We start from the raw sequence: 23,614 nt of genomic DNA, 5'->3' as shown, positions 1-23,614 counted from the left end.
GATTTCTCCTCGGCCAGGCATGTCTTTCTCGTTCGTTGTGGCGCGCGCCAACGCGCATGGCGTGGCGTGCGCGGCGACCGCGACGGGCACTCGGCGGCCGTCGGCGCCGGCGATGCTGCCGGCGGCGTCGCGATGTCGCGGAAAGGGGTGGCAGCCGGGCGGGTAGGGGGTGGACGGGGCGGCTGCGGACATTGGATCTACTGCGTGTGACTGCGATGCCTGGTAACTACAAGACCTGTGCCATTTCGCCGCACGGCCGCCTGCGACTTTTGTCGTAGGCGGCGAAGCCCTTGTTTCCTGGGCTCTGCGTCCGCGCGCGGGGTGGGCGGGCGCGCGCCGTGCAATTGAGCTGGAAGAGTAGTTTCCAGTGATGGCGCGAAAGTGGAAAGTAAGTGTTCACTGCGCCGTGCCGGCCGGCGCCAGGTCCAGGCGGTCGTAGCCCTTGTAGCGATAGAAGGCCCAGGACAGCAGCCAGGTGCCGGCGAAGAGGCCGACGATCAGATAGCCGAGCAGGCCGAAGTTCTCGTTCAAGGCGGCGACGAAGCGCCACACGGGGCCGTCCAGCCCGAGCTGCTCGGCGAGCAGATGCAGCGCCTCCATTCCGCCCACCAGCAGCGCCACCAGCACCGAGGCCGAGGTGATGGTCAGGTTGTAGTAGAGCTTGCGCGCCGGGCGGACCTGGGCCCAGCGGTAGGCGCCGGTCATCAGCACGCTGTCGGCGCTGTCGACCAGGGCCATGCCGGCGGTGAACAGCGCCGGGAACACCAGGATCGACCAGATCGGCAGGTTCTGTGCGGCCTGCGCGGCGGAGATGCCGAGCAGGCCGATTTCCGTCGCGGTATCGAAGCCCAGGCCGAACAGGAAACCCAGCGGGTAGAGCTGCCAACTGCGGCGGATCAGGCGGAACAACGGGCGTACCAGGCGGGCGATGAGGCTGCTGCCGGCGAGCAGGCCGTGCAGCTCGGCCTCGCCGACCCGCTCGCCCTGGCGCGCGCGGCGGAAGGCGCGGTACACCGAGCGCAGGATGATCAGGTTGAGCAGCGCCACCAGCAGCAGGAAGGTCGCCGACACCGTGGTGCCGATCAGTCCGCCGATACCGTGGAAGGCCTCCAACTGCGCCTGCACCCGCGAAGCGCTGAGGGCGATCGCCAGGGAGGCGAGGATCACCACGCTGCTGTGGCCGAGGGAGAAGAACAGCCCGACGCTGGCGGTGGGCTGGCCGTCGGCGATCAGCTTGCGCGTGGCGTTGTCGATGGCCGCGATGTGGTCGGCGTCCACCGCATGGCGCAGGCCGAAGCTGTAGGCGAGGACCGCGGTGCCGAGCAGCAGCGGGTAGTCGCGGAAGGCGATCAGGGCCCATAGCCAGGCCAGCGCATTGACCGTGAACAGGGCAAGGAAGAGGGCGCTGACGCGCTGTTTGAAGGCACGCGGCGTGTCCGGGCTAGACATATCGGCTCCAGCGAGGGGTATGAAGAAAACGGATTTCTTCATACAAGCCCTGTGCCAACCCCGCCGCGTCCTGGCTGAAGAGGCTGCGCCGACGCTGCTGGTCAATCCCTTTGCAGTGGCGGTGGCGGACTGGAAAGTGGCTTTCCGCCGGCGTCAGCCCAGCGCCGGCAGGCGCAGGGTGAAGAGCGCGCCGCCGTCTGGGTGGTTGCCGGCCAGCAGGCTGCCGCCGCAGCGTTCGACGATGCTGTAGCTGATCGACAGGCCTAGCCCGGTGCCCTGGCCGACCGGCTTGGTGCTGAAGAACGGCTCGAACACCTGACTCAGGTGCTCTTCGGCGATGCCCGGGCCGTTGTCGCGCAGGCGCAGGGTCACCCAGCCGGGCGTTTGCTCGACCGCGATCCACTGCTCCGGGGGCGTGCGTCCGGCGGCGCGCGCGGCGTCGTAGGCGTTCTGCATGAGGTTCATCAGCACTTGCAGCAGTTGCCCGGCGTTGCCCTGCACCCGCGGCTCGGATTCGGCCTGCCAGTGCACCCGCAGGTCCGGCGCCACGCCACGGGTGATCCAGTGGATGGCCCGCTCGATGACCTCGTTCAGTTGCACCTCGCCGAGCTGTTCGCGGTCCATGGCGGAGAAGCGCTTGAGCGCGCTGACGATGTCGGCGGTGCGCTGCGCGCCCTCCATGGTGCCTTCGATCAGCGACGGCAGGTCGGCCAGCAGCGGGTCGATGCGCAGTTGCCGGCGCAGGGCCTCGCGTTGCTCCAGCGGGGCGTCGTCATGCACCGCCTGCAGGTAGCGTTGCAGGCGTTCGCCGTAGCCGCCGAGGACATGCGCATTGGCCAGCACGAAGCTGATCGGGTTGTTCAGTTCGTGGGCGACGCCGGCCACCAGGCGCCCCAGCGAGGCCATCTTCTCGGCGTGCAAGAGTTGCTGCTGGGTGCGCTTGAGCGCCTCGTGGGCCTCGTGCAATTGCCGATAGGCGTGCTTCAGCTCACCGAGCGGCCGCCCGACCAGGACGTGGCCGAGGCAACGGCCATTGGCGTTGCTGCGCACGGTGCAACTGAGATCGACCGGCAGCAGCGCGCCGTCGGCACCCTTGAAATTCACCTCCAGGCTGGCGCTGGCGTTGGGCCGGCGCAGGCCGCCGAGGGTCTTGCGCAACTGCGCGGCGCTGGCGCTGTCGCCGAGCAGCGCATACACCGGGCTGCCGCGCAGTTGGGCTTCGGTGGCGCCGACCAGGTCGCGCAAGGCGTGGTTGGACTCCTCGATGTGCCCTTCCGGGTCGCAGGCCAGGAGGATGTCGGACATGGAGGCGAGCAGCCCGGCGATGAACTGTTGGGACTGCTCCAGCTCGGCGTTCTTTTCCTCCAGGGCGATCTCGTCCTGGACCAGCTGCGAGTAGACCTCGTCCATCTTGCCGATCACTTCCAGCCAGGCGTCCTCGTCGAGGTGGGCCGGCGGCTGCCTGCGCGCCATGATCGTCAGCTCTTCGGATGCAGGTGCGGGTGGGGGTGCGCGTCGGCGGCCGCTTCCACCGGGATCAGGTTGAGCTGGCCATGGCGCACGCCGCGCTCGGCGCTCAGGCGTTCGGCGAAGGCCCGCACGCGCGGCAGCGGGCCCTTGAGCATCAGGCTCTCCAGGCAGTGGTCGTGGTCCAGGTGGACGTGCTGGCTGGCGATGGTCAGGTCGTGGTGCTCGTGCTGCAGGGCCATGACCCGCTCGGCCAGGGTGCGCGCGTGGTGGTCGTAGACGAAGCTCAGGTTGGCCACGCAATGCAGCGACTCGGCTTCCTGTTGCAGGCGCGCCTGCTCGATGTGGCGGCGGAGGATGTCGCGCAGCGCTTCGGAGCGGTTGCCGTAGCCCTGGGCGCGGATCAGCCGGTCGAGTTCCTCGGCGAGGCCGCTGTCCAGGGAGATGGTCAGGCGTTCCATGGCGGTTCTCCGGGTCAATGCACGGTACAGACCATGCAGGGGTCGAACGAGCGCACGATGTGTTGCACCGCCACCGGGGTTTTCTCGCCGGGGCGCACCGGGGCGCCTTGCAATGCCTGTTCCAGCGCGCCGGGGCGGCCCTGGGCGTCGCGCGGCGAGAAGTTCCAGGTGGTCGGCGCGATGATCTGGTAGCTGGCGATGCGCCCGTGCTCGACGCGCAGCCAGTGGCCGAGGGCGCCGCGCGCGGCTTCGTTGAGGCCGACCGCGCTGCCGCTGTCGGGCAGCGCGGCGTCCAGGTAATAGGGCTCGCCGGGGCGCAGCGCGAGCAGCCAGCTTTCCATCAGCGGCACCACTCGCGCCAGCTCCACCAGGCGTGCCAGCAGGCGCGTGTAGACACTGCCGCCGCAGCGCGCCGCGGCGTCGCGCAGCAGTGCCTGGCCGGCGACCAGTTGGCGCGCCAGGGCGCCGGTTTCCAGCACCGCGCCGGCCAGCCGGGGCGCCTTGTTCCAGGTATAGGCGGCGGGCTTGTCCGGGCTCGGCTCGGTTTCGCCGCGCGCCGGGTGCAGCGGCCCGGCGCTGTCGTCGAGCCAGGCGTGGCTGGCGTCTTCGCGGATGGCGCCGAGGTCCAGCGCTTCGACCTGGGCACTGGCGGCGTTCCACAGGCCACGGGCGAACACCAGGCTGCCGTCGGCCTGCGGGTAGGCGCCATAGGACAGGTAGAGTCCCGGGCCCTGCCCGAGATGCTCCAGGCCGCTGTCCTGGACGATGCGCAGGAAACGGCGCAGGTCGCCTTGCTCCGGCGCCTCGGCGTACCAGGCCCAGAGCTGGCCTTCGCTGGCCAGCTCGGCGATGCGCTCCAGCGGCGCGGCGAACAGCTCGCTTTCGAGGAACTGGCGGAACTCGCGCACCCGCGCCAGCAGGCGCAGGCGTTCGGCGGCGTCGAGCGCGCGGGTGGAGCCGCCGGGATGCACGGAGCCGGTGTGCGGCCACTTGCCGCCAAGGGTGCCGATCAGGTCCAGCCAGCGCTTGCGCGCGGCCAGCGCCAGGCGCTGCTGGCTGCCGCTGTGCGGAGTGAAGCGGGCCACGGCGTCGGCGTACCAGGGGCGCTCGGCGTACAGCGGGCGGACGAAGTCCGGCATGAAGAACAGGTAGAAGTGGCTGAGGTGATCGGCGAGGTTTTCCGTCGCCGCCATCAGGTTGGTGGCGATCAGCCCGTTGGCCGGCGGCTGCACCCCGGCCAGCTCGGCCAGGGCGCGGGCGGCGGCGACCGACTGCGACACCGAACAGATGCCGCAGATGCGCGGCGCGTAGACCAGCGCGTCGAGCGGCGCGTGGTTCAGCAGAATCTGCTCGAAACCGCGGTACATGGTGGCGTTGACCTGGGCCGAGCGCACCTGGCCATCCTCGATCTCCAGTTGCACTTCGAGGTCGCCTTCGACGCGGTTGAACGGGCCGACCAGCAGACGTGTCATGACGGGGCTCCCTAGCGCCGGGTGGGGCGGATGGCTGGCGCGATCAACGGGTGGTCGGCGGTGGCGTTCTGCTTGACGCGCTCCGGGGTGGCCGATTTCGACAGCGCGGCGAGGGCGACGAACCAGGCCTTGGGCATGTCGGTCGGCAGGCCGATGGGGATGCCGGCGCGCTTGGGCGTGAGGTGGAAGGCATGCCCCGGCTCCTCGAAGCCCGGCGCCGTGCAGTTGATGCAGGCGTAGCCGCCACGGGTGCAGGAGCCTTCGCCGTTCCACAGGCGGGTGTTGCAGTCGCCGTGGGCCTGGGTGCCCTTGCAGCCGAGGTTTTCCATCATGCAGCCGAGGTCGGACGGCTTCACCGCGCTGGCCTTGTACTCGTAGAACTCGTTGCGTGTGCAGCCGTGGTGGACCAGTTGGTCGGCATAGAAACGCGGCCGGCCGAGGGCGTCCAGATCGGTCTCGGCGAAGAGCCCGGCGGCCAGCGCCATCAGACTGTCGGTCACCCAGCCCGGATGGGTCGGGCAGCCGGCCACGTTGATCACCGGCAGGCCCTTGCCCGAGCGGTAGTCGGCACCGAGCACGCCGCCCCGGCGCTCGCCGTCGTACTGCAAGCCGCAGGCGTCGGTGGGGTTGCTGCCGGCGGCGGTGATGCCGCCGAAGGCCGCGCAGGTGCCGATGCCCAGGCAGTAATCGGCGACCGCGGCCAACCGGCGTACCCAGTCGATCATCGGCACGCCGGTGCCGGCCAGCAGGTGGAAGCGACCGGTGCCGTTCGGCCCGCGCAGCAGCGCGCCCTCGACACACAGGGCATCCAGGTGGATACGCCCGGCCAGGCAGTCGTCGAGGATCGCCAGCACTTCATCGCCGCTTTCCAGCGACAGCGAGGGGTGCCAGAGCAGCTCGATCCCGGCGTTGCGCCAGAGACCGGCGAAATCCTGGGTATCGGCGCACAGCAGCGACATGTTGCAGCCGCCGCAGCCGCCGGATTGCAGCCAGAGCACGCGGAACGGAGCCTTGCTCATTGCGATTCCTCCAGGCCGAAACGGCGCAGCTTCTGCCGCAGGCCGACGCGCGAGAGGCCCAGCTCCCGCGCGGTGTGGGTCTTGTTCCAGCGGTGCCGCAGCAGCGACTCCCTGAGTATGCTGGCTTCGATGGCGTCGAGCTGCTCCTGCAAGGTGCCGCCGGGGCTGGACGCCGGCGCGGCGCCGGCCAGCGCGCTGCGCGCCTGTCCCTGCAGGACCCGCCAGGAAAAGGCGCGGGCGCCGATTTCCGCGCCGTCGGAGAGCGCCGCGGCACGGTAGATCTCGTTGCGCAGCTCACGGATATTGCCCGGCCACGGGTAGCCGAGCAGGCTGCCGAGGGCGTCGGCGGCGAAACGCAGGTCGGGCAGGTCGAGTTCCTGGCTGGCGTCGGCGAGCAGCTTGTTGGCGATGGGCACCAGGTCGCCGCTGCGCTCGCGCAACGGCGGCAGGGCCAGGGGCACGCTGGCCAGGCGGTAATAGAGGTCGCTGCGGAAGCGCCCGTTGCGGACTTCTTCTTCGAGGTCGCGATGGGTCGCGGCGATCACCCGCACATCCACCCGTACCGGGGTGGTGGCGCCGACCGGGCGCAGTTCGCCCTCCTGCAACACGCGCAGCAACTTGACCTGGAAGGCCGGCGAGGTGTCGCCGATCTCATCGAGGAACAGGGTGCCGCCGTGGGCGCGCTGGATCAGCCCGACGTGGTCCTGGTGCGCGCCGGTGAAGGCGCCGCGCTTGTGGCCGAAGAGTTCGGATTCGAGCAGCGAGTCCGGTAGCGCCGCACAGTTTTCCATGACGAAGGCATTGCTGGCGCGCGGGCTGGCGTAGTGGATGGCGCGCGCGAGCAGCTCCTTGCCGGTGCCGGACTCGCCGAGCAGCAGCACCGAGAGATCGAAGCGCGCCACCCGTGCGGCCAGCTCGCAGAGGGCGTCCAGCGGACCGCCGGGGGCGCGCACGATGCGTGAGAAATCGAAAGCGTCGCGCACCTTGTCCAGCGTCTGCTGGCTGCGCCGGCGCAACACCGGCGTACCGGCGCGCAACTCGACGTCCAGGCGCTGCATGTGGTTCTGCAGCGAACGGCTCTCCACCGCGTTGCGCACCGTCGTCAGCAGGTGCTCGGGCAGCCAGGGCTTGAGCAGGTACTGGTAGATGCCGGCATGGTTGATGCCGGCGATGATGTCTTCCGAGTCGGTGTAGCCGGAGAGCACGATGCGCACCACGTCCGGCCAGCGTTCGCGGGCTTCCTTGAGAAACTCGATGCCCTGGATGCCGGGCATGCGCTGGTCGCAGAGAATCACCGCCACCGCGTGCTGTTCGAGCAGTTCGCGGGCCTGCGCGGCCGAGTCGGCCAGCAACACCGAGAACTCCTGATTCAGCACCCGCGACAAGGCTTCCCGCGAGCGCAACTCATCGTCCACCACAAGGACAGTCGGCAAGCTGGATTGCGGATCGTAGCTGGAGGTCATGGGCAGACAGGACAGGGATCGGGACGGCGCCGAGGCGAGCCGGGTCGCGTCGACGAGAGGGCGAAATACTAGCACGCGGGCCGGAAAGGGATGTCCGCTTTTTCCTCGGACGGGCGCCTGGCCACCCCGGCACAGAGCGCCCGCTTCCGTCCGGCCAGTCGCCGTCTGCGCAGGGGCCGGCGGGAGTAAACTCTTGCCAAGGCACCGGCACGCGACCGATGCCGGGCGGGGGAGCGGGAACCTCTCCCGGTGCATGCCAGCCACGCCGGAATCATCGGGATCATGGGCCGGCGTCGTGCCAGAGGATGTGCGCCATGAGCATGGCAACCCGCTTGCAAAGCTGCCTGACCCAGCACCAGTCGCACTACGACCTGCTGTCTCACACGCAATCGATGACCACCCGCGAAGCCGCGCGCCGCGCCGGCATTCAACCGCAACAGATGGCCAAGCCGGTGATCCTCGACGACTTCCAGGGGCACTGGCTGATGGCCGTGGTCCCGGCCAGCCGCCAGGTCGACCTGCACAAGGTGCACAAACTCACCCGGCGCAACTGGCGCCTGGCCAAGGAACGCGATCTCGGCGAGCGCTTCGAGGACTGCGCGCTGGGCGCAATACCCGCGGTGGGCAACGTCTTCGGCCTGGAAACCCTGATCGACCAGTCCCTCAGCGAACAGTCGGACATCTACTTCGAAGCCGGCGACCACAACGCCCTGGTGCACATGACCAGCCAGCAGTACCTGGACCTGATGCCCGACGCCCGCCTGGGGCGCTTCTGCGAATGACCCCGCGTCCTGGCGCCGGGCGACCGCATGGGTTTCGCGGGCTCAACCCAGCCTACGGCGCCGCGCGGGTATGGCCGGGTTTCGTAGGATGGCGTTGAGCGCAGCGATACCCATCGCCCTGGCGGGGCGACACCGCATGGGTTTCGCGGGCTCAACCCATCCTACGGCGCCATGCGGGTATGGCCGGGGTTCGTCGGATGGCGTTGAGCGCAGCGATACCCATCGGCCTGGCGGGGGACACCGCATGGGTTTCGCGGGCTCAACCCAGCCTACGGTGCCACGCGGGTGTGGCTGGGTTTCGTAGGATGGCGTTGAGCGCAGCGATACCCATCGCCCTGACCCATCGCCCTGGCGGGCTGACACCGCATGGGTTTCGCGGGCTCAACCCATCCTACGGTGCCAGGCGGGTATGGCCGGGGTTCGTAGGATGGCGTTGAGCGAAGCGATACCCATCGCCCAATCGCCGTGCGGGTCCGTCAGTAGCTGAAGAAGCCCTGGCCGCTTTTGCGGCCCAGGCGGCCGGCGGCGACCATTTCCTTGAGCAGCGGGGCGGGGCGGTATTTGCTGTCGTTGAAGCCGTCGTAGAGCACATTCATGATCGCCAGCAGGGTATCCAGGCCGATCAGGTCGGCCAGGGCCAGCGGGCCGATGGGGTGGTTGCAGCCCAGTTGCATGCCGGTGTCGATATCGGCGGCGCTGGCCAGGCCTTCCTGCAGCACGAAGATCGCTTCGTTGATCATCGGCACCAGGATGCGGTTGACCGCGAAGCCCGGGGCGTTCTTCACGCTGACCGCACGCTTGCCGACCAGCTCGGCGAAGGCCACGGCCTTGGCGTGGGTTTCGTCGGCGGTCTGCAGGCCACGGATGACTTCCAGCAGGCCCATCACCGGCACCGGGTTGAAGAAGTGCATGCCGATGAAGCGTTGCGGGTTGCGCACCACCACCGCCAACTGGGTGATGGAAATGGACGAGGTATTGCTGGCGATCACGCACTCGGCGCCGACCAGTTCGTCGATCTGGCGCAGGATGCGCAGTTTGAGTTCAAGGTTCTCGGTGGCCGCTTCGATGACCAGGTCGGCGTCTTTCAGCACCGCGTAGTCGGTGCCACCGTGGATGCGCGCGAGGATGCCGGGCTTGTCGGCGGCGGCCAGCTTGTCCTTCTTGATCAGCCGGTCGAGGTTGCCGCCGATGGTGGCCAGGCCGCGTTCGACGGCGGCGTCGGAGATGTCGAGCATGGCCACCTGCAGGCCGGCCGCGGCGCACACCTGGGCGATGCCGTTGCCCATGGTGCCGGCGCCGATCACGCCGACCTTGCGCATGCCGAGGGTGGAAGCTTGGGTTGTCATTCTTCTGGTTCCTCTCTGAGACGAAGCGGGGGCGCCGGGCGCCGGCGGCGACAATAGCGCACCCGGCGGGTCGAGGCGACTGTGCTGCGCTCCGAGGCTTGCTTGCCAGCGCCGGCCGCGCTCTCTATCCTCGCCCGGCCACGGTCAATCCCGTGGTCGACCTTGGCCGGTCGCGAAACCAGAGACGCGTCACTGACACCGCGGGCCTTCGCTCGTCCGGTGCATCAATGGCGGCTGCGTGCGGGACACCCTCGGGTGTGCCGGACCTCTGGTTCCGGTCGGCCAACCCGTGCGCAGTCGCCTCCCTCTCGTTTGGCCGCGAATGGAGGCGATCCCATTACCAGAGGATCGAACCCCATGAAAGCGCTTACTTCCACGCTCACCGCTACCACCGAAACCACCCCCTTCGGCACGCTCGGCTGTATCCGCGCCGGCCTGCCGGTACTGGAGGTGCTGGAACAGACCGCCAGCCTGCTCGAATGCGCCGAGGCCACCGGCCGCGAAGCGGCGTCGCTGGATGCCGAACAGGGCCGGCACCTGGCCTGGGCCAGCCTGGCGCTGCTGGAGCAGGCCCGCGCCGCGCTGAATGCCGCCGTCGCCGGGCTGTACCGGCAGCGCCGCGAGTCGGCCTGAGGCGCGCACTAGACGGTTGGGCTGAGGCGTTGCGCCGCGCTGCTGTCGGTCGCTTGATCGCACTCGCTCAAGCGGCCGTGCGCCAGGCGCAACAGTCGGTCGAACTGCGCCAGGCTGCTTTCGCGGTGGGTGACCTGTAGCACGGCGGTGCCTGGCCGGCATTGGCGCAGGCGCTGGAGGAAGGCGGCCTCGCTGGCCATGTCCAGGGCGGCGGTGGCTTCGTCGAGAATCAGCAGGTCGCTGGCGTGCAGCACCGCGCGGGCCAGGCCGATGCGCTGGCGTTCGCCGCCGGAGAGGCGCTGCTCGACGCTGCCCAGATCCTCGTCGAACCCGCCCGGCAGGCGCTGCAGCAGGTGCTCGATGCCGGCGATCCACAGCGCCTCGTGCAGCCGCGCGTCGTCGGCGCAGACCTGGTGGAAACCCAGGTTGTCGCGCAGGCTGCCCTGCACCAGGGTGGTCAGCGCGCCGGCGTAGCCGATGCCGGGTGTCGGCGTGCTCCAGCGCAGCGTGCCGGCGAGCGCGTGCAACTCGCCGAGGAGCAGGTCGACCAGGGTCGATTTGCCGGCGCCGGATGGGCCGCTCAGCGCCAGCCATTGCCCCGCCGCGCAACGCAGGTCGAGGGCCTGGAGCACGTCCTGCTGGGCGCCCGGATAGCGATAGACGAGGCCCTGGGCGTCGAACAGCAGGCCCGGCGCGGCGCCGTCCTGGCGTGTGCGCGAACCCGGCTCGGCGGGGTCCGTCAGGCTCGCGGCGAAGGCATTGAAGGACGCGCGGCCGAAGGCGAGCGTGCGCAGGCTGGTGGCCATGCGCCGCAGCGATGGCAGCAGGCGCACGGCGGCGACGCCGAACAGGGCCAGCGGCGCGCTGTCGTTGCCCAGCGCCAGGTGCCCAGGCAGCAGCAGGGCGACGCCGCCGAGGGCGAGCAGAAACAGTGCTTCGACGATCGGCAACTGCATGTCGGCGAGGGTGCGTTCCTGGGCCATGGCGTGGGCGAAGCGCCGCGCCAGCGGGCGGTAGCCCGCGAGTACCGAGCGCTCGCGGGCATAGAGGTGGATCTCGCGCAGGCAGGCGACGCTGTCGGTGACCCAGCGCTGCATGTCCGTCAGCGTCCGCGCGCGCAGCCCGCCGCCGCTGAAGCGCTGCAACAGCAGGTGACTGGCGCCGGCGCCGAGCAGCAGCGCGGTGCACAGCAGCAGGCCGGGCCAGAGGCCATGGCTGAGCAGCAGGGCGAAGAGCATCAGCGCCAGCAGGGATTCGCTGAGCAGCTCCAGCAACGGCAGCACGCGGCCCTGGATGATGCGCGGCGCGACGTGGTTGACCAGGGTGTTGCTGCCCTGGGCGTGGCGGTCCAGGCGGGCACTGGCCGGGCGTTGGATTTCACCGTCGAGGGCGCGCAGCGACAGGGCCTGGGTCCAGCCGACGATCAGCCGCCCGCGCCACCAGCCGAGCAGCGGTGCGAGCAGGCCACGGAACAGCAGCAGGGCGCCGCCGAGCAGCAGCAGCGGCGACAGCGGGCTGCCCGCTTCAACCGTGCGCAGCAACACGCGGCTCCACCCCTGGGGCACGGCGTCGGGTGTCAGCAGCAGCGCCAGCAGCGCGGCCAGCAGCCCGGCGGAGCAAGCCTCGACCAGCGCCCGCGCCGGCAGCAGCAGGCTCATCAGGGCGATGCTCGTGCGGCTCACGCCGCAACGGCGCAGGCAACGCAGGGTGGCGCTCAGCATGGGGACGTCCGCTGCGGGTCGCGGTCTGGCCGCTGGCCCAGCGCGATCAGTGATTTGCTCAGCCCGAACAGGCGTTCGTCGAGGATGGCGGCGCCCGGGAACAGGCCTTTCAGGGTTCGCCGGTCCAGCAGCCGCGCGCTGTCGACGATCCGGCGTGCTTCGTCGAGCGAGGCGGCGCGGCGCCAATGGCCGAGACGGAACTGCCGCACCAGGCGAACACGCAGCGCGTGGGGCAGCCAATGGAAGAAGGGGGTCATGCAGTGCGGCTCGATGGGGAACCAGGCGTTCGGTGTCTGCACGAAGTAGCGCTGCGCGACGCGGCGGATCTCGCCGGCGAAACGCTGCATGCGCTGGTGGTCGCCGACATGTTCGAGCACCGAGTTGGCGTGCAGCACATGGATGCTCTGGTCGGTCCAGGCGGACAGGTCGCAGCCGTCGCCCTCGACGAAGCGGAAGCGGCCGCTGGCGGCCAGCGGGCGGATACGCCCGGGCAGGTTGAGCAGGGTGATGCTGACCCGGTGCCGCGCGAGGAACTCGTCGGGCACTATCGTCCAGTAGCGCAGGGTGCCCCCGACATCCAGCAGGTGGACCTCGCCATGCTCGGCGAACGCCTCCTCGATCAGCCGCAGCAAGGGGCCGATACGCCTGGCGCGCAGGCGCGAGCCGAGCGAGCGCGGATTGCGGTAGTCGGCCAGGCGGCGGGCCAGGCGAGTGAGCGGCGGTACGCTGTTGGCGGTCATGCGCGCTGGCTCTGCGCGTGCAGTTGGCGGTAGACGCCGGCCAACTCGGCGGCGCGGCGCTGCCAGGTGAATTGGCTGCGTACCGCCTCGATCACCTCGGCGCTGACGCGGCGCCCGGCGGTCTGTTTCAGGCAGGCCGCCAGGGCCGGGATGGCGCCCAGCGGGAAATGCGCCTGCCAGCCGACCCGTTGGGTAATGGCGCGATTGCCGTCGATATCCGAGCAGGCGATCGGCACGCCGGCCAGCAGCGCTTCGAGAATCACCGTCGGCAGGCCTTCGCGCTCCGAGGCCAGCACCATCAAGTCGCATCCGCGCATCATGCGCTGGGTCGCCGCATCGTCCTGCCAGCCATGGAAGCGCACGCGGGTGCCGACGCCCAGGCGTTGCGCCAGGGCTTCCAGGCGCGGGCGGTCGTCGCCGCGCCCGACCAGGTGCAGCACCGCCTCGCCGAGAGCGGGGTCGCGCAGCGCGGCGATGACATCGTCGAGGCGCTTGATCGGGTCGAGCCGGCCGATCGAGAGGATCGCCGGCTGGCCGTCCAGGGGCTGGGCGGGCAGGTCCGCGGCGCTGCCGGCGTCGTCGATGCAGTTCGGCACGATCAGTGTCCGCCGCGGCTGCAGGCCACGGCGGACGAGGTCGGCCGGCCAGCCGTCGTGGAGCAGGATCACGGCCTGGCTGCGGCGCATCAGCGAGCGCTCGACGCTGAGGTCCCAGGCACGCTTGAGCAGGCGTTTGCCGCTGCCACCGCTGTCGTAGTAGCAGTGCGGCGTGTACAGCACCGGGGTGCCGCGCAGTGCCGCCAGGTGGGCGGCGGCGGCGGCCAGCGGGGTGCGCGCGCCATGCACGTGGAGGATGTTGTTGCGGGCGATGGCGGCGCCCAGGGCGGCGTAGCTGCCGCGACTCAAGGTGTAGGGGCCGGGTTCGGCGTCCACGCGCGGGGCGAGGATTTCCAGGTGCAGGTCGGCTTCTCCGGCCAGCGCCAGGGCCAGGCCGTGGATATGCCGGGCAACGCCGCTGGAGCGCGGCTCGAATTCGCGACTGACGTGCAGGACGCGGATCATCGCGTGCCTCCCGGGGTGGACTCGCGGTAGCCGCGCAGGAGGCCGAGGAGGGCGCCGCTGGGCGTGGCGAAGACTTCGTCCAGCCAGGCCTGCATGGCGCGCCGGGTGTCGGCGCGGAAGGCGGCGTCCGCGCCCAGACGCTGCAGCAGGGCCTGGGCCTGTTCGGCGTTGGCCACCCGCAGAGGGCTTGCCAGCAGGCTGCGCGCCCCGGCATTGCCGGGTTCGGCGAAGTCCAGGGCGGCGACCCAGTGGCCGGCCAGGGCGGCGTCGAGCATGGCGGTGGAGCAATAGCCGAGGACCAGGCAGGTGCCGTCGCGGTCGTCGCGCAGCAGCCGGTGCGGCGCCTGTCGCAGCCTAATGTTCGGCAGCGCCGGGTAGGCAGCGGCAGCTTGCTCCTGGGGGTGCAGCAGCACTTCCAGGGCCACGCCGCGCGCGGCGAACTCGCTGACCAGCTCGCGCAGGCGTTGGCCGAGACCGGGGCCGAAGACGCCGGCATGGGTCTGCGACAGCAGGGCGATCCGTTGCGGGGGTGCCTCGGCCAGGCGGCCTTGGCCGCGTCCGAGGGCGTCGACCAGCAGGCGCGCCGGTGCGCAGCCCGCGGCGAGGAACAGGCGGCGGCTGCTTTCGCCCCAGAGCACATGCCAGTCGGCGCGCGCGGGGAAGAACTCATCGCTGGGCAGGCCGTGCTGCAGGCAGATCGCCGCAAGCCCCTGGGACTGCGCGGCCTGGCTCAGCAGGTCGAAATCGTTGTGCAGCAACAGCACCCCGCGGCGTCCGCTCAGGCTGCGCGCCAGGCAGGCGCGCCAGAGCGCCAGACGGCCGGCGCCAAGGGCCAGCAGCAGTGGCCAGCGGCGCCGCCGCGCGGCGCTGAAGGCGCGCAGGCTGTTGATCAGGTCGGCACCGCGCGGACGGGCTGGGGCCAGGCGCGGCAGTTCGCTCGGCAGTTCGTCGGCGCGCAGACGCGGATGGGCGAGGATCACGGCCGGCAGGCCGGCGTCGCGGCAGGCGTCCAGGCTGCGCGCCAGGGTCTGCCAGCCACTGGCGCCGGCGAGGCTGCAGACCAGGATCGCCTGGGCCGCATCGCTGGCCGGCGCGGCGGCGGATTGGCCGCGGCGCAGCAACAGGCCGGTGTCGCGCAGCCAGGCCGCGGCGGCGCGCGCCACGGCCGGCCAGCCGTCGGCGTGGCGGCGCAGGAAGAAGAGTTCATGGCGCAGCGCGGCGGCCTCGGCGCCGAAGCGTCGCAGCAGGTCGTCGTGATAGTGGGCGAAAGCGCCCTGGCGCGGCGGGGGCGAACTCATCCGGCGCGGTTCCTCGGTTGCGTGGCGCGCAAACGCTACAGAGGAACTGGCGATTTGCCAATGCTCAGCGCGCGTGCCTCTCGCCGTGGCCCGTGCGGCTGATTAGAATCGCGCCTTTGTTCATGAATCGCCGTGGCCACGCCACGGATCGCCAGGAGTCAGCCTTGTGAACGGGGCCGAAGTGCAAGCACGGATGCCGATGCCCAGCGCCAGCCTGTTGGGCCAGAGCCTTTGGCTGCTCGGCTTCGCCGGTGAGCCGGCGCTCGCTCCGGCGCCGGGCCTGGAAGCCTTCGTGCGCCACCACGGGGTGGCCGCCCTGCTCGACGCCGGGCGCCTCGCCCAGTTGCCGGAGGAACGCGCGGCGAGCCTGAAGGCCGAGCAGCGGCAGGTGGTCCTGCGTGCGTTGCAACTGACCGGCACGCTGCGCCAACTGAGCCGGCGCCTGAGCGCGGCGAATATCGATTACCTGGCGCTGAAGGGCCCGGCGCTGGCCCGGCAGGTCCATGGCGACTGTGCCGCGCGCACGGCGCTCGATCTCGACATCCTGGTCCGCCCGGAGCAATGGCCGGCCGCGCTGGAGGTATTCGCCGGACTCGGCTACCTGACCCCGGAAGCACCGGCGGCGCTGCCCAGCGGCACTCACGAACTGCTCCTGCGCCACCCCGACGGCTTGCCTTGCGTCGAGCTGCACCGGCGCCTGTTGCGCCGCCGCCATGCGTTGCTCGGTGACGATTGGTCCTGCCCAGGCGGCAGCGTCGACCTGCAGGGGCAGGCGGTCGCCACCCTGGCGCCGGCGATCGGCTTGCCCTACCTGGCGGCGCATGCCGGCCAGCATCTGTTTCGCCGCCTGATCTGGCTGCTGGACATTCTGGCGCTGATGCGCCTGCCCGGATTCGATGCGGCGCAAGCCGCGCGCATCGCCCGCCAGGCCGATCTGGAAGGCCCACTGGGGGTGTGCCTGGCCTTGCTGGAGCGCCTTTTCGGTTTCGCTGCGCCAGCCGAGCTGGCAGCGCTGACCAACCTGGGGCGGGCGCAGAGGGTCATGTTCGAGGCGGCGCTGCGGGCGCTGCAGGGCTGCCACTCCGACGCACAGGTCGCGCAATCCCTGGGCATGGCCCGGCGCGTCTGGCTCGACCTGTGCCTGCAACGCACCCTGGCCGGCCGCCTGCAGTCGCTGTGCGACTGGTTCAGCCCCACCGGCAAGGACCTCGCCTGGTTGCGCCTGCCCCGCGCGGCGGCGTTTCTCTATCCGCTGGTGCGCCTGGCGCGCCTGGTGTCCCGTGAACGCTGAGCGGCGCGGCCGCCGGCTGCTGCTGATCGGCGACGGGCTGTCGCCGGCGCTGCGTCAGTGGTTGCGCAGTGGCGTCGAGCGCGGCGCCGTGGTGGTCGCGCAACGACCGGTGCGCGAGGCGCTGGAGTGGCTGCGCAGCGACCCACGGCGCAAGCAGGTGGACGAGTTGGTCGTCGCCGCCGACCAGCTCGACGCCAGTACGCGCCTGCAGTTGCTCGCGCTGATCGGGCGTCGCCGGCTGTGCCTGGTGCGCGCCGAGGGCCCCGCGCCGGAATCTTTCAAGCCCGCCTCGGAGCGGGGCAAACGGCTCTTCGATGCCGCCGCCAGCCTGCTGCTGCTGACACTCCTCGGCCCGTTGCTGCTGCTCATCGCCCTGGCGATTCGTCTCAGCGACGGTGCCCCGGTGCTGTTCCGTCAACGCCGCCTGGGGCGCCAGGGCCGGCCGTTCAGCCTCTATAAGTTCCGCACGCTGCGGGCCAGCGCGTGCGCCGATCCGCTGGCGCCCCAGGTCATCGCCGGTGATCCCAGGGTGACGCGACTCGGCGCGCTGCTGCGGCGCTGGGGGCTGGATGAGCTGCCGCAGTTGTGGAATGTGTTGCGCGGCGACATGTCGCTGGTCGGCCCGCGCCCGCACGCCATCGCCCACGACCTGCTGTATGCCGGGCTGCTCGACGGCTACGCGGCACGCCTGGCGGGCCGCCCGGGCATCACCGGGCTGGCCCAGGTCCTGGGCTGGCGCGGCGAAATTGCCGAGCTGGAGGATATGCGCGAGCGCCTGCTCGCCGACCTGAGCTACTGGCGCCGGCGCAGCCTGCTGCTGGACCTGCGCCTGCTGCTGGGCACCCCGCTGGCGCTGTGCCGGGCGCGCAAGCCGTCCGCGCGGCGGTCGCGGCGGTTGCGGCGGCGGGCTTTGGTCGAGCGCTCGCCGGTCGACCTCGACCGCCGCTGAACTCAGCCGCGCGCGGCGCAGCGCAGCAGGCGCACGGCGGCGCGTGGGTAGCCGTTGCGCAGGCTCCAGGGGCGAATCTGCGCGCGGATGCTGTCGGCCACGCCGGGCAGCGGGACTGGGGCCGGTTCGATGACGGCCGGTGCCGTTTGCCCAGCCGTGGGGCGGGCGAACACGCGCAGGTTGCCGGGATAGATGCCATGGGCTTCGCGGCTGATGTACCAGGGCGTGAAGCCGCTGCGCTGGAGCAGGGCGGACAGGGACGCGGCACTGAAGTAGCTGCGGTGCGAGACGTGCACCTGCCACAGGCCGAGGCTACGCCAGTCGGCGAGGATGTCCGGCACTTCGATCACCAGCCAGCCCTGCGGGTCCAGCGCGTTGGCCAACTGGCGCAAGGCGGCGCCGGGATCGGCCAGGTGTTCGAGGACATGGAACATCACGGCCAGCCTGGGCACGAAGGGAAAGCGGCTGTCCGCCGTCAGCGGCGCGTGCGCGACCTGGCCGGCGAGGCCGAGGGTGCCGCTGAGGTAGCTGTGCTGGGGGGCGCCGGGTTCGAGACCGAAGAACTCGCGGACCCCATGTGCCCGGCAGGCATCGAGGAAGAAGCCCATGCCGGCGCCGACTTCCAGCACCCGCTCGGGCATGCCGATGACATCGCGGATGGCCTGCAAGCGATAACCGGCCATGAGGCGGAAACTGCCCAGATTGGCGCTCGTCAGGCTCATCAGGCGCGGATAGACGTGCTCATAGAAGCGCTCCTCGGCCTGCCCGCTGAGGCCACGGGCCAGGTGGACCAGGCCGCATTGGCGGCAGATGGAAAGGTCCACGCGCAGGAAGTAACGGTCCTGGCGCCAGATCCGCTGGCGATCTTCGACGCCGCAACCGGGGCAGGGCAGTGGGCTCATTTGCCGGTCTACCCGGAGCAGCTCGGAGAGCAGCGACCAGCGACGCTTGAGTGACATGGGCGGTCCTTGGCGATGACGAAAAACGAAGCGGGCAATCTGCCCACTTAAGCGTCGTTCGGCAAGCCTCGTGCTGGGCCGCGCGAGGCTGACTGCTTTATGATGCGCGGCCTGGACGCAAGCGTGACGTCAGCAGGGGGCCGTGAGCCGAGTGCAGCTAGTTCTATCCGTCGATTCCATCCACCACCCGCTCACCGGGATCGGTCGCTACACCCTGGAACTGGCGCGCCAGCTTCAGGCGCGCACGGACGTCCAGACCCTGTACATGGGCGCTGGCCGCCTGTTCGAGACGCTGCCGGCCTGTCCCGAGGCGGCGCCCGCGTCGCGCCGCTGGCTGGAGCGGCTGCCGCGCCCGGCCATCGCCCTGGGCGCCTACCGGCGCTGGGTCGCCGCGCGCCATGCGGCGCTGCTGCGCGGCCACGAGCAACGCCTGCTGCATGGCACCAACTATTACCTGCCGGCCTTTGCCGGGAGAAGCCTGGTGACCATCCACGACGCGTCGGTCCTGCTGCACGCGCGCAGCCACCGGCCCGACCGGGTGCGTCATTTGCGCGAGGTGGTGGCGCGCTCCCTGCGGCAGGCGTCGCTGGTGCTCACCGTTTCCGAGTTCTCCCGGCGGGAAATCGCCGAGGCCTGGAACTACCCGGAGGAGCGCATTCAGGTCACGCCGCTGGCAGCCGCCACGGATTTCCATCCGCGCGATGCCGCGCAGATCGCCGCGGAACTGGCGCTGCTCGGCCTGCGGCCGGGCGCCTATTGCCTTTATGTCGGCACCATCGAGCCGCGCAAGAACCTGGCGACCCTGTTGCGCGCCTACGCCGGCTTGCCGCTGGAGCTGCGCCGGTGCTACCCGCTGGTGCTCGCCGGCCATGCCGATTGGCCCGGCGATCCTGTGCTGGCGCGTATCCAGCAGGCCCAGGCCGAAGGCTGGCTGCGTTATCTCGGCTTCGTTCCGGCGCGTCTGCTGCCGCTGTTGCAGGCCGGTGCGCGGCTGTTTGCCTATCCCTCGCGCTACGAGGGGTTCGGCCTGCCGATCCTCGAAGCCATGGCCTCGGCGGTGCCGGTGGTCTGCGCCGACGCCGCGTCGCTGCCGGAAGTCGCCGGCGATGCCGCCGCCTACGCGGCGCCCGACGATTGCGACGGCTGGACGGCGCTGCTGGCGCGCGGGCTCGACGACGCCGGCTGGCGCGCGCAGGCGATCGAGCGTGGCCGACTGCGCGCGGCGAGCTTCAGTTGGGCGCGCTGCGCGGCGCTGACCGTCGCCGCCTATGCTGCCGCGCAGCGCTGAAAAGGGCCGCCGCGCCGCATTCGACAGGGCCATTCGGGGCATGTGAGAATGCGCCGCCGCTGGCCGCCGGCCAGTATCGGCATTCCTGTCCGACCCCTGTTCTGTGATGAGCCCATGTCCCGTATCCGGTTCTACCGTGCCTATTGCCTGCTGATCGAGAGCGAGATTCCGCTGGCGGAACTGCTCGATGCCGAGGCGCCGGCCGCGGACCAGTCGGTGGACGTGCGCATCCGCCGTGGCAGCGTGGGCCCGGGCGCCGCCGACGGTCGCCGGCAGACGGGCCCTTTGATCTGGTGCGCCGACGATCAGCTGTGGCTGGAAGTGGCCGGCATCGCCCGCTTTCTGGTGCGTGGCGGCACGGAAATCGTCGTCGAGGCCGAGCCCGGCATGGACGAGGAAAGTGTGCGGCTGTTCCTCCTCGGTTCCGTCTTCGGGGCCTTGCTGGCGCAGCGTGGCCTGCTGGTGCTGCATGGCAACGCGGTGCGCATCGGCGAGCAGTGCCTGGTCTGTGTCGGCCCCTCGGGCATCGGCAAGTCGACCCTGGCGGCGGGTTTCGCCAAGCGCGGCCATACGCTGCTGGCCGACGATGTGGTGCCACTGGATGACGAGGGCAGGGCGCTGCCCGGTTTTCCCCGGGTCAAGTTGTGGCAGGACTCGGCCGAACAGCTCGGCGTCGATACCCGCGAGCTGCGGAGAATCCGACCGCAGTTGGCGAAGTACAACTACCCCCTGGGCGAGCGCTTCGAGCAGCAGCCCCTGCCGGTGCGCTGGATCTATGTGCTGGAAAGCGCGGCGGTCGAGCAGCCGCAGTTCTCGCCGATTCTCGGCATGCAGCGCTTTCCGCCGCTGCTCGACAATACCTATCGCCTGCGCTTCCTCAACGGCATGGGGCGCAAGGCCGAGCACCTGGCGCAGTGTGGCCGCCTGGCCGCGCGCAGCCACCTGGTGCTGGCACGGCGGCCGAGCGAGGGCTTCGACCTGGACCGGCTGATCGACAGCATCCTCGACGATCTGCGCGAGCGTGCCTGAGCCATGTCCGCACTCTACTGGCTGGCGTCATACCCGAAATCCGGCAATACCTGGTTCCGCGCGTTTCTCTGCAACCTGCTCAGCGCCGCCGAGCAGCCGGTGTCGATCAATGAACTGGGCTCGGGGGTCATCGCCAGCAGCCGCCGCTGGCTGGACGATGCGCTGGGCGTGGACAGCGCCGAGCTGTATCCCGACGAGGTCGACGGCCTGCGCCCCGCCGTCTATCGCTGGAAGGCGCAGCACGAGGCGCTGGCCTACCACAAGATCCACGACGCTTGCCTGCCTAACGCCGCCGGCGAAATGATCCCCGCGCCCGATGCGGCGGCAGGCTCCGTGTACATCGTGCGCAATCCGCTGGATGTGGCGCCGTCGCTGGCCAACCACCTGGGCCGTTCGCTGGACCAGGCGATTGATTTCATGGCCTCCGCCGAGTCCGGCTTAGGCCGTTCCCGGCGCGGCTTCTCGCTGCAGGTGGCGCAACGACTGTCGTCCTGGTCCGGCCATGTGCAGAGCTGGCTCGACGGCGCCGGTCCGCGGCTGCTGGTGATCCGCTACGAGGACATGCTCGCCGACGGCCCGGCGACCTTCGCCGCCGCCGCGCGTTTCCTCGGTCTACCCGACGATAGCCAGCGGATCGAACGGGCGATTCGCTTCAGTGACTTCCGCCTGCTCGCCGCGCAGGAGGGCGAGTCGGGCTTCAAGGAACGCCCCAAGGTGGCCGCGCGCTTCTTCCGTCGTGGCGAGAAAGGCGCCTGGCGCGACACCCTCGGTCCCGACCAGGTGCGTCGCGTGGTCGCCGCGCATGGGCCGATGATGGCCCGTTTCGGTTATCTGGATGAGGCACTGGCGTGGCTGGAGCAGACCGCCTCGCCCGCCCAGGAGGTAATGCATGAGTGACATGGGCGACGCCGCGCCGGGCAGCGAACTCCCCGATGCCAGCCTGGACGCCGCGGCGACCTTCGGCGTGGCCATGCCCTGGCGCGTCCCGGGGTATTCCAGCGGCGGGCCCCAGGTGCCTGCGCGCGATCCGCACTATCGCTTCGACGCCGAGGCCTGCCGCGCCATCCTGCTCGGCTTCGCGCACAATCGCCGGGTCTACCTGCATGGGGTGCAAGGGGTCGAGTGTTCGAATCACTCCGTCCCGACCAACAAATTCAACGACTTAGCCACCTTCGGGTGGCTTTTTCGTTTCTGGCCCAGTGACTTTTCAAGTGACATGGCCAGTTTTCGATTATCCCTGCCTCCTTTTCAGGATCGTCAGCGCCGGTGCGCGACTGTCGGTGGCTGATACCTTGTTGGCTGCCTCAATCAGCTGGTCCAACTCCGCCGCGGAGTAGTGGCTGGTGATGCTGCCGTTCTTGTGGCCCAATAGGGCCTTCCGATCCTCTTCGGTAACACCCGCTGCCCGAAGCCGTCTGCCAAACGTGTGCTTCAGGTCGTGGATACGCAGAGACCGATAACCAGGGTGCGCCGGCGTGCGATGGGCTTTCTCCCACTTGTCCGCCGCTCGTACCCTGGCCTTCTTCCAAGCGCTGTCGTTCATCCGGTGAACCGCCGTCGGCCCGTTCTCGTCAGGCTTCCCGTATGGGAAGACCAGGCTGGCGTGCATGCCGCGCTGCCCCTCGATGATCTTCCTGGCTACATCGTTCAGGACGACAAGGCGCTCCTCGCCATTCTTCACGCCAGACTTCTCGTGGCGCCCGCCGAACCCGTCCGGGATCAGGAACACGCTCGTCCCCAGTTCCGGAACCGCGATCTCCCACTCCCACCTCAGCTTGCACACTTCCTGCTCACGGCAGCCGGTGTTCACCTTGAACAGCGCCATGCGCAGCAGGTGATCCGGCAGCTCGGCGAACAGCACCGACTGCTCATCCCAGGACATCGGGTAGGGCTTCCGGGCCGCCTTCTTCTCATTCAGCTTGGTGATCATCGGCACCGTGTCGAGCCATGGCCGCTTCTGCTCATCTCGCCACTTCCGCGCGCAGAGGTTCAGGATGCGGATCACGCGCTCGAGCGCGATGTTGATGGTCCTCGGGCTGGCCGGCTTGCCTTCCTTCGGGTTCAGCCTGTCCTTGATGTACGGCGCCAGGGCTTCGTCGTCGACGAAGGTCAGCGCCAGGCCGCCAAGGTACGGGTCGAGCTGCTCCAGGTAGGTCGCCGTGAGCTTGATCGACGGCATGTCCTTGTTTTCCAGCAGGTAGCGTGTCGCCGCCTCCCGCCAGATCTTCACCTCGCGCACGCCGTAGACCTTCTGCTGCCGCTTCTTCTCCAGCAGGTGGATTAGGTACTGCTCGGCTTCTTCCCGGTCACAAGTGCCAGTGCTCTCTTGAATTCGTTCTCCTCGGTAGACTTTGTCGATTTTCCAGATGCCGTTCGGCTGCCTCTGGAGCCCTGTGATTGCTTTCTTTGCCATGGCAATGCTCCGTTGCCCTGGCGCTCGCTGCGGGAATGATTGTTGTCCCCAGCGCCAGGCTTTTCAATTGATGCTTTCTCGACGTAGGAATCTGCCCAGGCATCGAGTTCGAGACGATCGAAGGCAACACCCTGTTTCCCGATGGGAAATTCTCGGATGTGCGGCCGGACGGTCTTGTTGAACTCATCCCGGCACATGCCGAGATAGGACGCTGCGTCCTTTGCCCGGATGAATCGCGGGACAAAATGAGGCTGTCGCTGCCGGTCGGCCGGCGGCGCAAGAAGGGCGGACATGGCAATACCTCATCGCGCCGACGGGCTCGTGCCGGCCGGCGATGTTGGAATGGGGTTGGGGTTTAGCGCTGGAGGAGGGCGCGGAGTTCGTCGGCTTCCGCAATGTCTCGCTCGTACTTCGGTCGGATTGCTGGGTGATCCTTCGTTCCGCAGTAAGTCGCCTCAACCTCGATGCGAAGACTTTCCTCGATGCGCTCCAGCAGCTCCTTCGGCACCAGCACCTGGTCGGCGGGGATGGCGCGGTTGTTCCATTGCTCTATTGCGGCAGCGTGCCACTCTCCATCATCTGGGTATCTACGGCGGACCTCTCCTGCGCTTGCATCACAGCCTGCGCAGCGTGCATCTCCCCACCGATACGTGCTGCCATCATTGAATGTCAGCCCGATATGTCCGCAGAACGGGCAAGGCTTCAGCTCAGGCATGGCCGTCTCCCTCCTTCTTCTCCCAGTGCCCGTCTCTCCAAGTCCATGGCTTCCACCA

The 23,614-nt window shown here is 69.7% G+C and carries 22 protein-coding genes; 8 read left to right on the top strand and 14 right to left on the bottom strand.

Annotated elements, in window-relative coordinates:
• Window positions 1-396: 396 nt before the first annotated feature.
• From BLQ74_RS22890 to BLQ74_RS22865, 6 genes are all read right to left on the bottom strand, one after another.
• Window positions 397-1,449, bottom strand: a complete 1,053-nt coding sequence (locus BLQ74_RS22890) for a HoxN/HupN/NixA family nickel/cobalt transporter (protein WP_090267001.1) — start codon at window positions 1,447-1,449, stop codon at window positions 397-399.
• 153 nt (window positions 1,450-1,602) lie between these two features.
• Complete coding sequence (locus BLQ74_RS22885) at window positions 1,603-2,922, bottom strand: PAS domain-containing sensor histidine kinase (RefSeq protein ID WP_090266998.1); 1,320 nt, start codon at window positions 2,920-2,922, stop codon at window positions 1,603-1,605.
• 5 nt (window positions 2,923-2,927) lie between these two features.
• Window positions 2,928-3,377, bottom strand: coding sequence for a nickel-responsive transcriptional regulator NikR (nikR, locus tag BLQ74_RS22880; RefSeq protein ID WP_090266994.1), 450 nt, complete (start codon window positions 3,375-3,377; stop codon window positions 2,928-2,930).
• A 14-nt stretch (window positions 3,378-3,391) separates the two neighbouring features.
• Entirely contained in the window at window positions 3,392-4,849 is a 1,458-nt protein-coding gene (locus tag BLQ74_RS22875; RefSeq protein WP_090266990.1) for a nickel-dependent hydrogenase large subunit, read from the bottom strand.
• An 11-nt stretch (window positions 4,850-4,860) separates the two neighbouring features.
• Window positions 4,861-5,868, bottom strand: a complete 1,008-nt coding sequence (locus tag BLQ74_RS22870) for an NADH-quinone oxidoreductase subunit B family protein (protein ID WP_090266987.1) — start codon at window positions 5,866-5,868, stop codon at window positions 4,861-4,863.
• Complete coding sequence (locus BLQ74_RS22865) at window positions 5,865-7,331, bottom strand: sigma-54-dependent transcriptional regulator (RefSeq protein WP_090266984.1); 1,467 nt, start codon at window positions 7,329-7,331, stop codon at window positions 5,865-5,867. The genes BLQ74_RS22870 and BLQ74_RS22865 overlap by 4 nt, the downstream gene beginning before the upstream one ends.
• Window positions 7,332-7,645: 314 nt before the next feature.
• Between BLQ74_RS22865 and BLQ74_RS22860 the strand changes: the two genes are divergently transcribed.
• Window positions 7,646-8,113: an aminoacyl-tRNA deacylase gene (locus BLQ74_RS22860; protein ID WP_090266981.1), complete on the top strand. Its 468-nt coding sequence runs from the start codon at window positions 7,646-7,648 to the stop codon at window positions 8,111-8,113.
• Between the two features lie 476 nt (window positions 8,114-8,589).
• Here the strand turns inward: BLQ74_RS22860 and BLQ74_RS22855 are convergent, their stop codons facing one another.
• Window positions 8,590-9,459, bottom strand: coding sequence for a 3-hydroxybutyryl-CoA dehydrogenase (locus tag BLQ74_RS22855; protein WP_090266978.1), 870 nt, complete (start codon window positions 9,457-9,459; stop codon window positions 8,590-8,592).
• Window positions 9,460-9,816: 357 nt separating this feature from the next.
• Between BLQ74_RS22855 and BLQ74_RS22850 the strand changes: the two genes are divergently transcribed.
• Entirely contained in the window at window positions 9,817-10,092 is a 276-nt protein-coding gene (locus tag BLQ74_RS22850) for a DUF3077 domain-containing protein (protein WP_090266976.1), read from the top strand.
• A gap of 8 nt (window positions 10,093-10,100) precedes the next feature.
• On the opposite strand, the gene BLQ74_RS22845 is transcribed toward BLQ74_RS22850, so the two are convergent.
• From BLQ74_RS22845 to BLQ74_RS22830, 4 genes are read right to left on the bottom strand one after another with little or no spacing between them, the layout of a single operon-like run.
• On the bottom strand, window positions 10,101-11,813 hold the full coding sequence (locus BLQ74_RS22845) for an ATP-binding cassette domain-containing protein (RefSeq protein WP_090266973.1): 1,713 nt from the start codon (window positions 11,811-11,813) through the stop codon (window positions 10,101-10,103).
• Entirely contained in the window at window positions 11,807-12,553 is a 747-nt protein-coding gene (locus BLQ74_RS22840; protein WP_090266969.1) for a hypothetical protein, read from the bottom strand. The genes BLQ74_RS22845 and BLQ74_RS22840 overlap by 7 nt, the downstream gene beginning before the upstream one ends.
• A complete protein-coding gene (locus BLQ74_RS22835; RefSeq protein WP_212633163.1) occupies window positions 12,550-13,614 on the bottom strand; it encodes a glycosyltransferase family 4 protein in 1,065 nt (354 codons plus the stop codon). The genes BLQ74_RS22840 and BLQ74_RS22835 overlap by 4 nt, the downstream gene beginning before the upstream one ends.
• Window positions 13,611-14,912 carry a hypothetical protein gene (locus BLQ74_RS22830; RefSeq protein WP_090266966.1) on the bottom strand — a complete coding sequence of 434 codons (1,302 nt, stop codon included), beginning with the start codon at window positions 14,910-14,912 and terminating at the stop codon, window positions 13,611-13,613. Before BLQ74_RS22830 ends, BLQ74_RS22835 begins: the two co-directional genes overlap by 4 nt.
• Window positions 14,913-15,078: 166 nt before the next feature.
• Here BLQ74_RS22830 and BLQ74_RS22825 point away from each other — a divergent pair, with 166 nt between their 5' ends.
• Both BLQ74_RS22825 and BLQ74_RS22820 read left to right on the top strand, forming a co-directional pair.
• Window positions 15,079-16,203, top strand: a complete 1,125-nt coding sequence (locus tag BLQ74_RS22825; protein ID WP_090266962.1) for a nucleotidyltransferase family protein — start codon at window positions 15,079-15,081, stop codon at window positions 16,201-16,203.
• Entirely contained in the window at window positions 16,193-17,152 is a 960-nt protein-coding gene (locus BLQ74_RS22820; RefSeq protein WP_244507253.1) for a sugar transferase, read from the top strand. Before BLQ74_RS22825 ends, BLQ74_RS22820 begins: the two co-directional genes overlap by 11 nt.
• 2 nt (window positions 17,153-17,154) lie before the next feature.
• Here BLQ74_RS22820 and BLQ74_RS22815 read toward each other — a convergent pair whose 3' ends face one another.
• On the bottom strand, window positions 17,155-18,111 hold the full coding sequence (locus BLQ74_RS22815; protein WP_090266954.1) for a class I SAM-dependent methyltransferase: 957 nt from the start codon (window positions 18,109-18,111) through the stop codon (window positions 17,155-17,157).
• Between the two features lie 142 nt (window positions 18,112-18,253).
• On the opposite strand from BLQ74_RS22815, the gene BLQ74_RS22810 reads away from it, so the two are divergent.
• From BLQ74_RS22810 to BLQ74_RS22795, 4 genes are all read left to right on the top strand, one after another.
• Window positions 18,254-19,399 (top strand): glycosyltransferase family 4 protein, encoded by a 1,146-nt coding sequence (locus tag BLQ74_RS22810; protein WP_244507252.1) that lies wholly within the window; start codon window positions 18,254-18,256, stop codon window positions 19,397-19,399.
• Window positions 19,400-19,513: 114 nt separating this feature from the next.
• Complete coding sequence (locus BLQ74_RS22805; RefSeq protein WP_090266949.1) at window positions 19,514-20,428, top strand: hypothetical protein; 915 nt, start codon at window positions 19,514-19,516, stop codon at window positions 20,426-20,428.
• 3 nt (window positions 20,429-20,431) lie between these two features.
• Window positions 20,432-21,325 carry a sulfotransferase domain-containing protein gene (locus BLQ74_RS22800; RefSeq protein ID WP_090266947.1) on the top strand — a complete coding sequence of 298 codons (894 nt, stop codon included), beginning with the start codon at window positions 20,432-20,434 and terminating at the stop codon, window positions 21,323-21,325.
• Window positions 21,318-21,716, top strand: a complete 399-nt coding sequence (locus tag BLQ74_RS22795; RefSeq protein WP_090266944.1) for a hypothetical protein — start codon at window positions 21,318-21,320, stop codon at window positions 21,714-21,716. The genes BLQ74_RS22800 and BLQ74_RS22795 overlap by 8 nt, the downstream gene beginning before the upstream one ends.
• Here BLQ74_RS22795 and BLQ74_RS22790 read toward each other — a convergent pair.
• Together BLQ74_RS22790 and BLQ74_RS22785 are read right to left on the bottom strand one after the other, a co-directional pair.
• Window positions 21,660-22,841: a tyrosine-type recombinase/integrase gene (locus tag BLQ74_RS22790; RefSeq protein ID WP_090266941.1), complete on the bottom strand. Its 1,182-nt coding sequence runs from the start codon at window positions 22,839-22,841 to the stop codon at window positions 21,660-21,662. The two genes, BLQ74_RS22795 and BLQ74_RS22790, sit on opposite strands and share 57 nt — an antisense overlap.
• Before the next feature lie 355 nt (window positions 22,842-23,196).
• Complete coding sequence (locus BLQ74_RS22785) at window positions 23,197-23,556, bottom strand: Lar family restriction alleviation protein (protein WP_170842854.1); 360 nt, start codon at window positions 23,554-23,556, stop codon at window positions 23,197-23,199.
• Window positions 23,557-23,614: the final 58 nt, after the last annotated feature.

The sequence above is a fragment of the Pseudomonas panipatensis genome (assembly GCF_900099785.1).
Classification (GTDB): Bacteria; Pseudomonadota; Gammaproteobacteria; order Pseudomonadales; family Pseudomonadaceae; genus Pseudomonas; species Pseudomonas panipatensis.
This window is presented reverse-complemented; position numbering and strand designations above follow the sequence as displayed.

What these genes read in the sequence shown, in the direction of transcription:
- BLQ74_RS22795 (WP_090266944.1), top strand. Translation starts at nt 21,318, where the DNA reads ATGAGTGACATGGGCGACGCCGCGCCGGGCAGCGAACTCCCCGATGCC.
- BLQ74_RS22865 (WP_090266984.1), bottom strand. Translation starts at nt 7,331, where the DNA reads ATGACCTCCAGCTACGATCCGCAATCCAGCTTGCCGACTGTCCTTGTG.
- BLQ74_RS22855 (WP_090266978.1), bottom strand. Translation starts at nt 9,459, where the DNA reads ATGACAACCCAAGCTTCCACCCTCGGCATGCGCAAGGTCGGCGTGATC.
- BLQ74_RS22885 (WP_090266998.1), bottom strand. Translation starts at nt 2,922, where the DNA reads ATGGCGCGCAGGCAGCCGCCGGCCCACCTCGACGAGGACGCCTGGCTG.
- BLQ74_RS22815 (WP_090266954.1), bottom strand. Translation starts at nt 18,111, where the DNA reads ATGTCACTCAAGCGTCGCTGGTCGCTGCTCTCCGAGCTGCTCCGGGTA.
- BLQ74_RS22805 (WP_090266949.1), top strand. Translation starts at nt 19,514, where the DNA reads ATGTCCCGTATCCGGTTCTACCGTGCCTATTGCCTGCTGATCGAGAGC.
- BLQ74_RS22835 (WP_212633163.1), bottom strand. Translation starts at nt 13,614, where the DNA reads ATGATCCGCGTCCTGCACGTCAGTCGCGAATTCGAGCCGCGCTCCAGC.
- nikR (WP_090266994.1), bottom strand. Translation starts at nt 3,377, where the DNA reads ATGGAACGCCTGACCATCTCCCTGGACAGCGGCCTCGCCGAGGAACTC.
- BLQ74_RS22850 (WP_090266976.1), top strand. Translation starts at nt 9,817, where the DNA reads ATGAAAGCGCTTACTTCCACGCTCACCGCTACCACCGAAACCACCCCC.
- BLQ74_RS22860 (WP_090266981.1), top strand. Translation starts at nt 7,646, where the DNA reads ATGAGCATGGCAACCCGCTTGCAAAGCTGCCTGACCCAGCACCAGTCG.
- BLQ74_RS22785 (WP_170842854.1), bottom strand. Translation starts at nt 23,556, where the DNA reads ATGCCTGAGCTGAAGCCTTGCCCGTTCTGCGGACATATCGGGCTGACA.
- BLQ74_RS22870 (WP_090266987.1), bottom strand. Translation starts at nt 5,868, where the DNA reads ATGAGCAAGGCTCCGTTCCGCGTGCTCTGGCTGCAATCCGGCGGCTGC.
- BLQ74_RS22875 (WP_090266990.1), bottom strand. Translation starts at nt 4,849, where the DNA reads ATGACACGTCTGCTGGTCGGCCCGTTCAACCGCGTCGAAGGCGACCTC.
- BLQ74_RS22845 (WP_090266973.1), bottom strand. Translation starts at nt 11,813, where the DNA reads ATGCTGAGCGCCACCCTGCGTTGCCTGCGCCGTTGCGGCGTGAGCCGC.
- BLQ74_RS22890 (WP_090267001.1), bottom strand. Translation starts at nt 1,449, where the DNA reads ATGTCTAGCCCGGACACGCCGCGTGCCTTCAAACAGCGCGTCAGCGCC.
- BLQ74_RS22800 (WP_090266947.1), top strand. Translation starts at nt 20,432, where the DNA reads ATGTCCGCACTCTACTGGCTGGCGTCATACCCGAAATCCGGCAATACC.
- BLQ74_RS22790 (WP_090266941.1), bottom strand. Translation starts at nt 22,841, where the DNA reads ATGGCAAAGAAAGCAATCACAGGGCTCCAGAGGCAGCCGAACGGCATC.
- BLQ74_RS22840 (WP_090266969.1), bottom strand. Translation starts at nt 12,553, where the DNA reads ATGACCGCCAACAGCGTACCGCCGCTCACTCGCCTGGCCCGCCGCCTG.
- BLQ74_RS22830 (WP_090266966.1), bottom strand. Translation starts at nt 14,912, where the DNA reads ATGAGTTCGCCCCCGCCGCGCCAGGGCGCTTTCGCCCACTATCACGAC.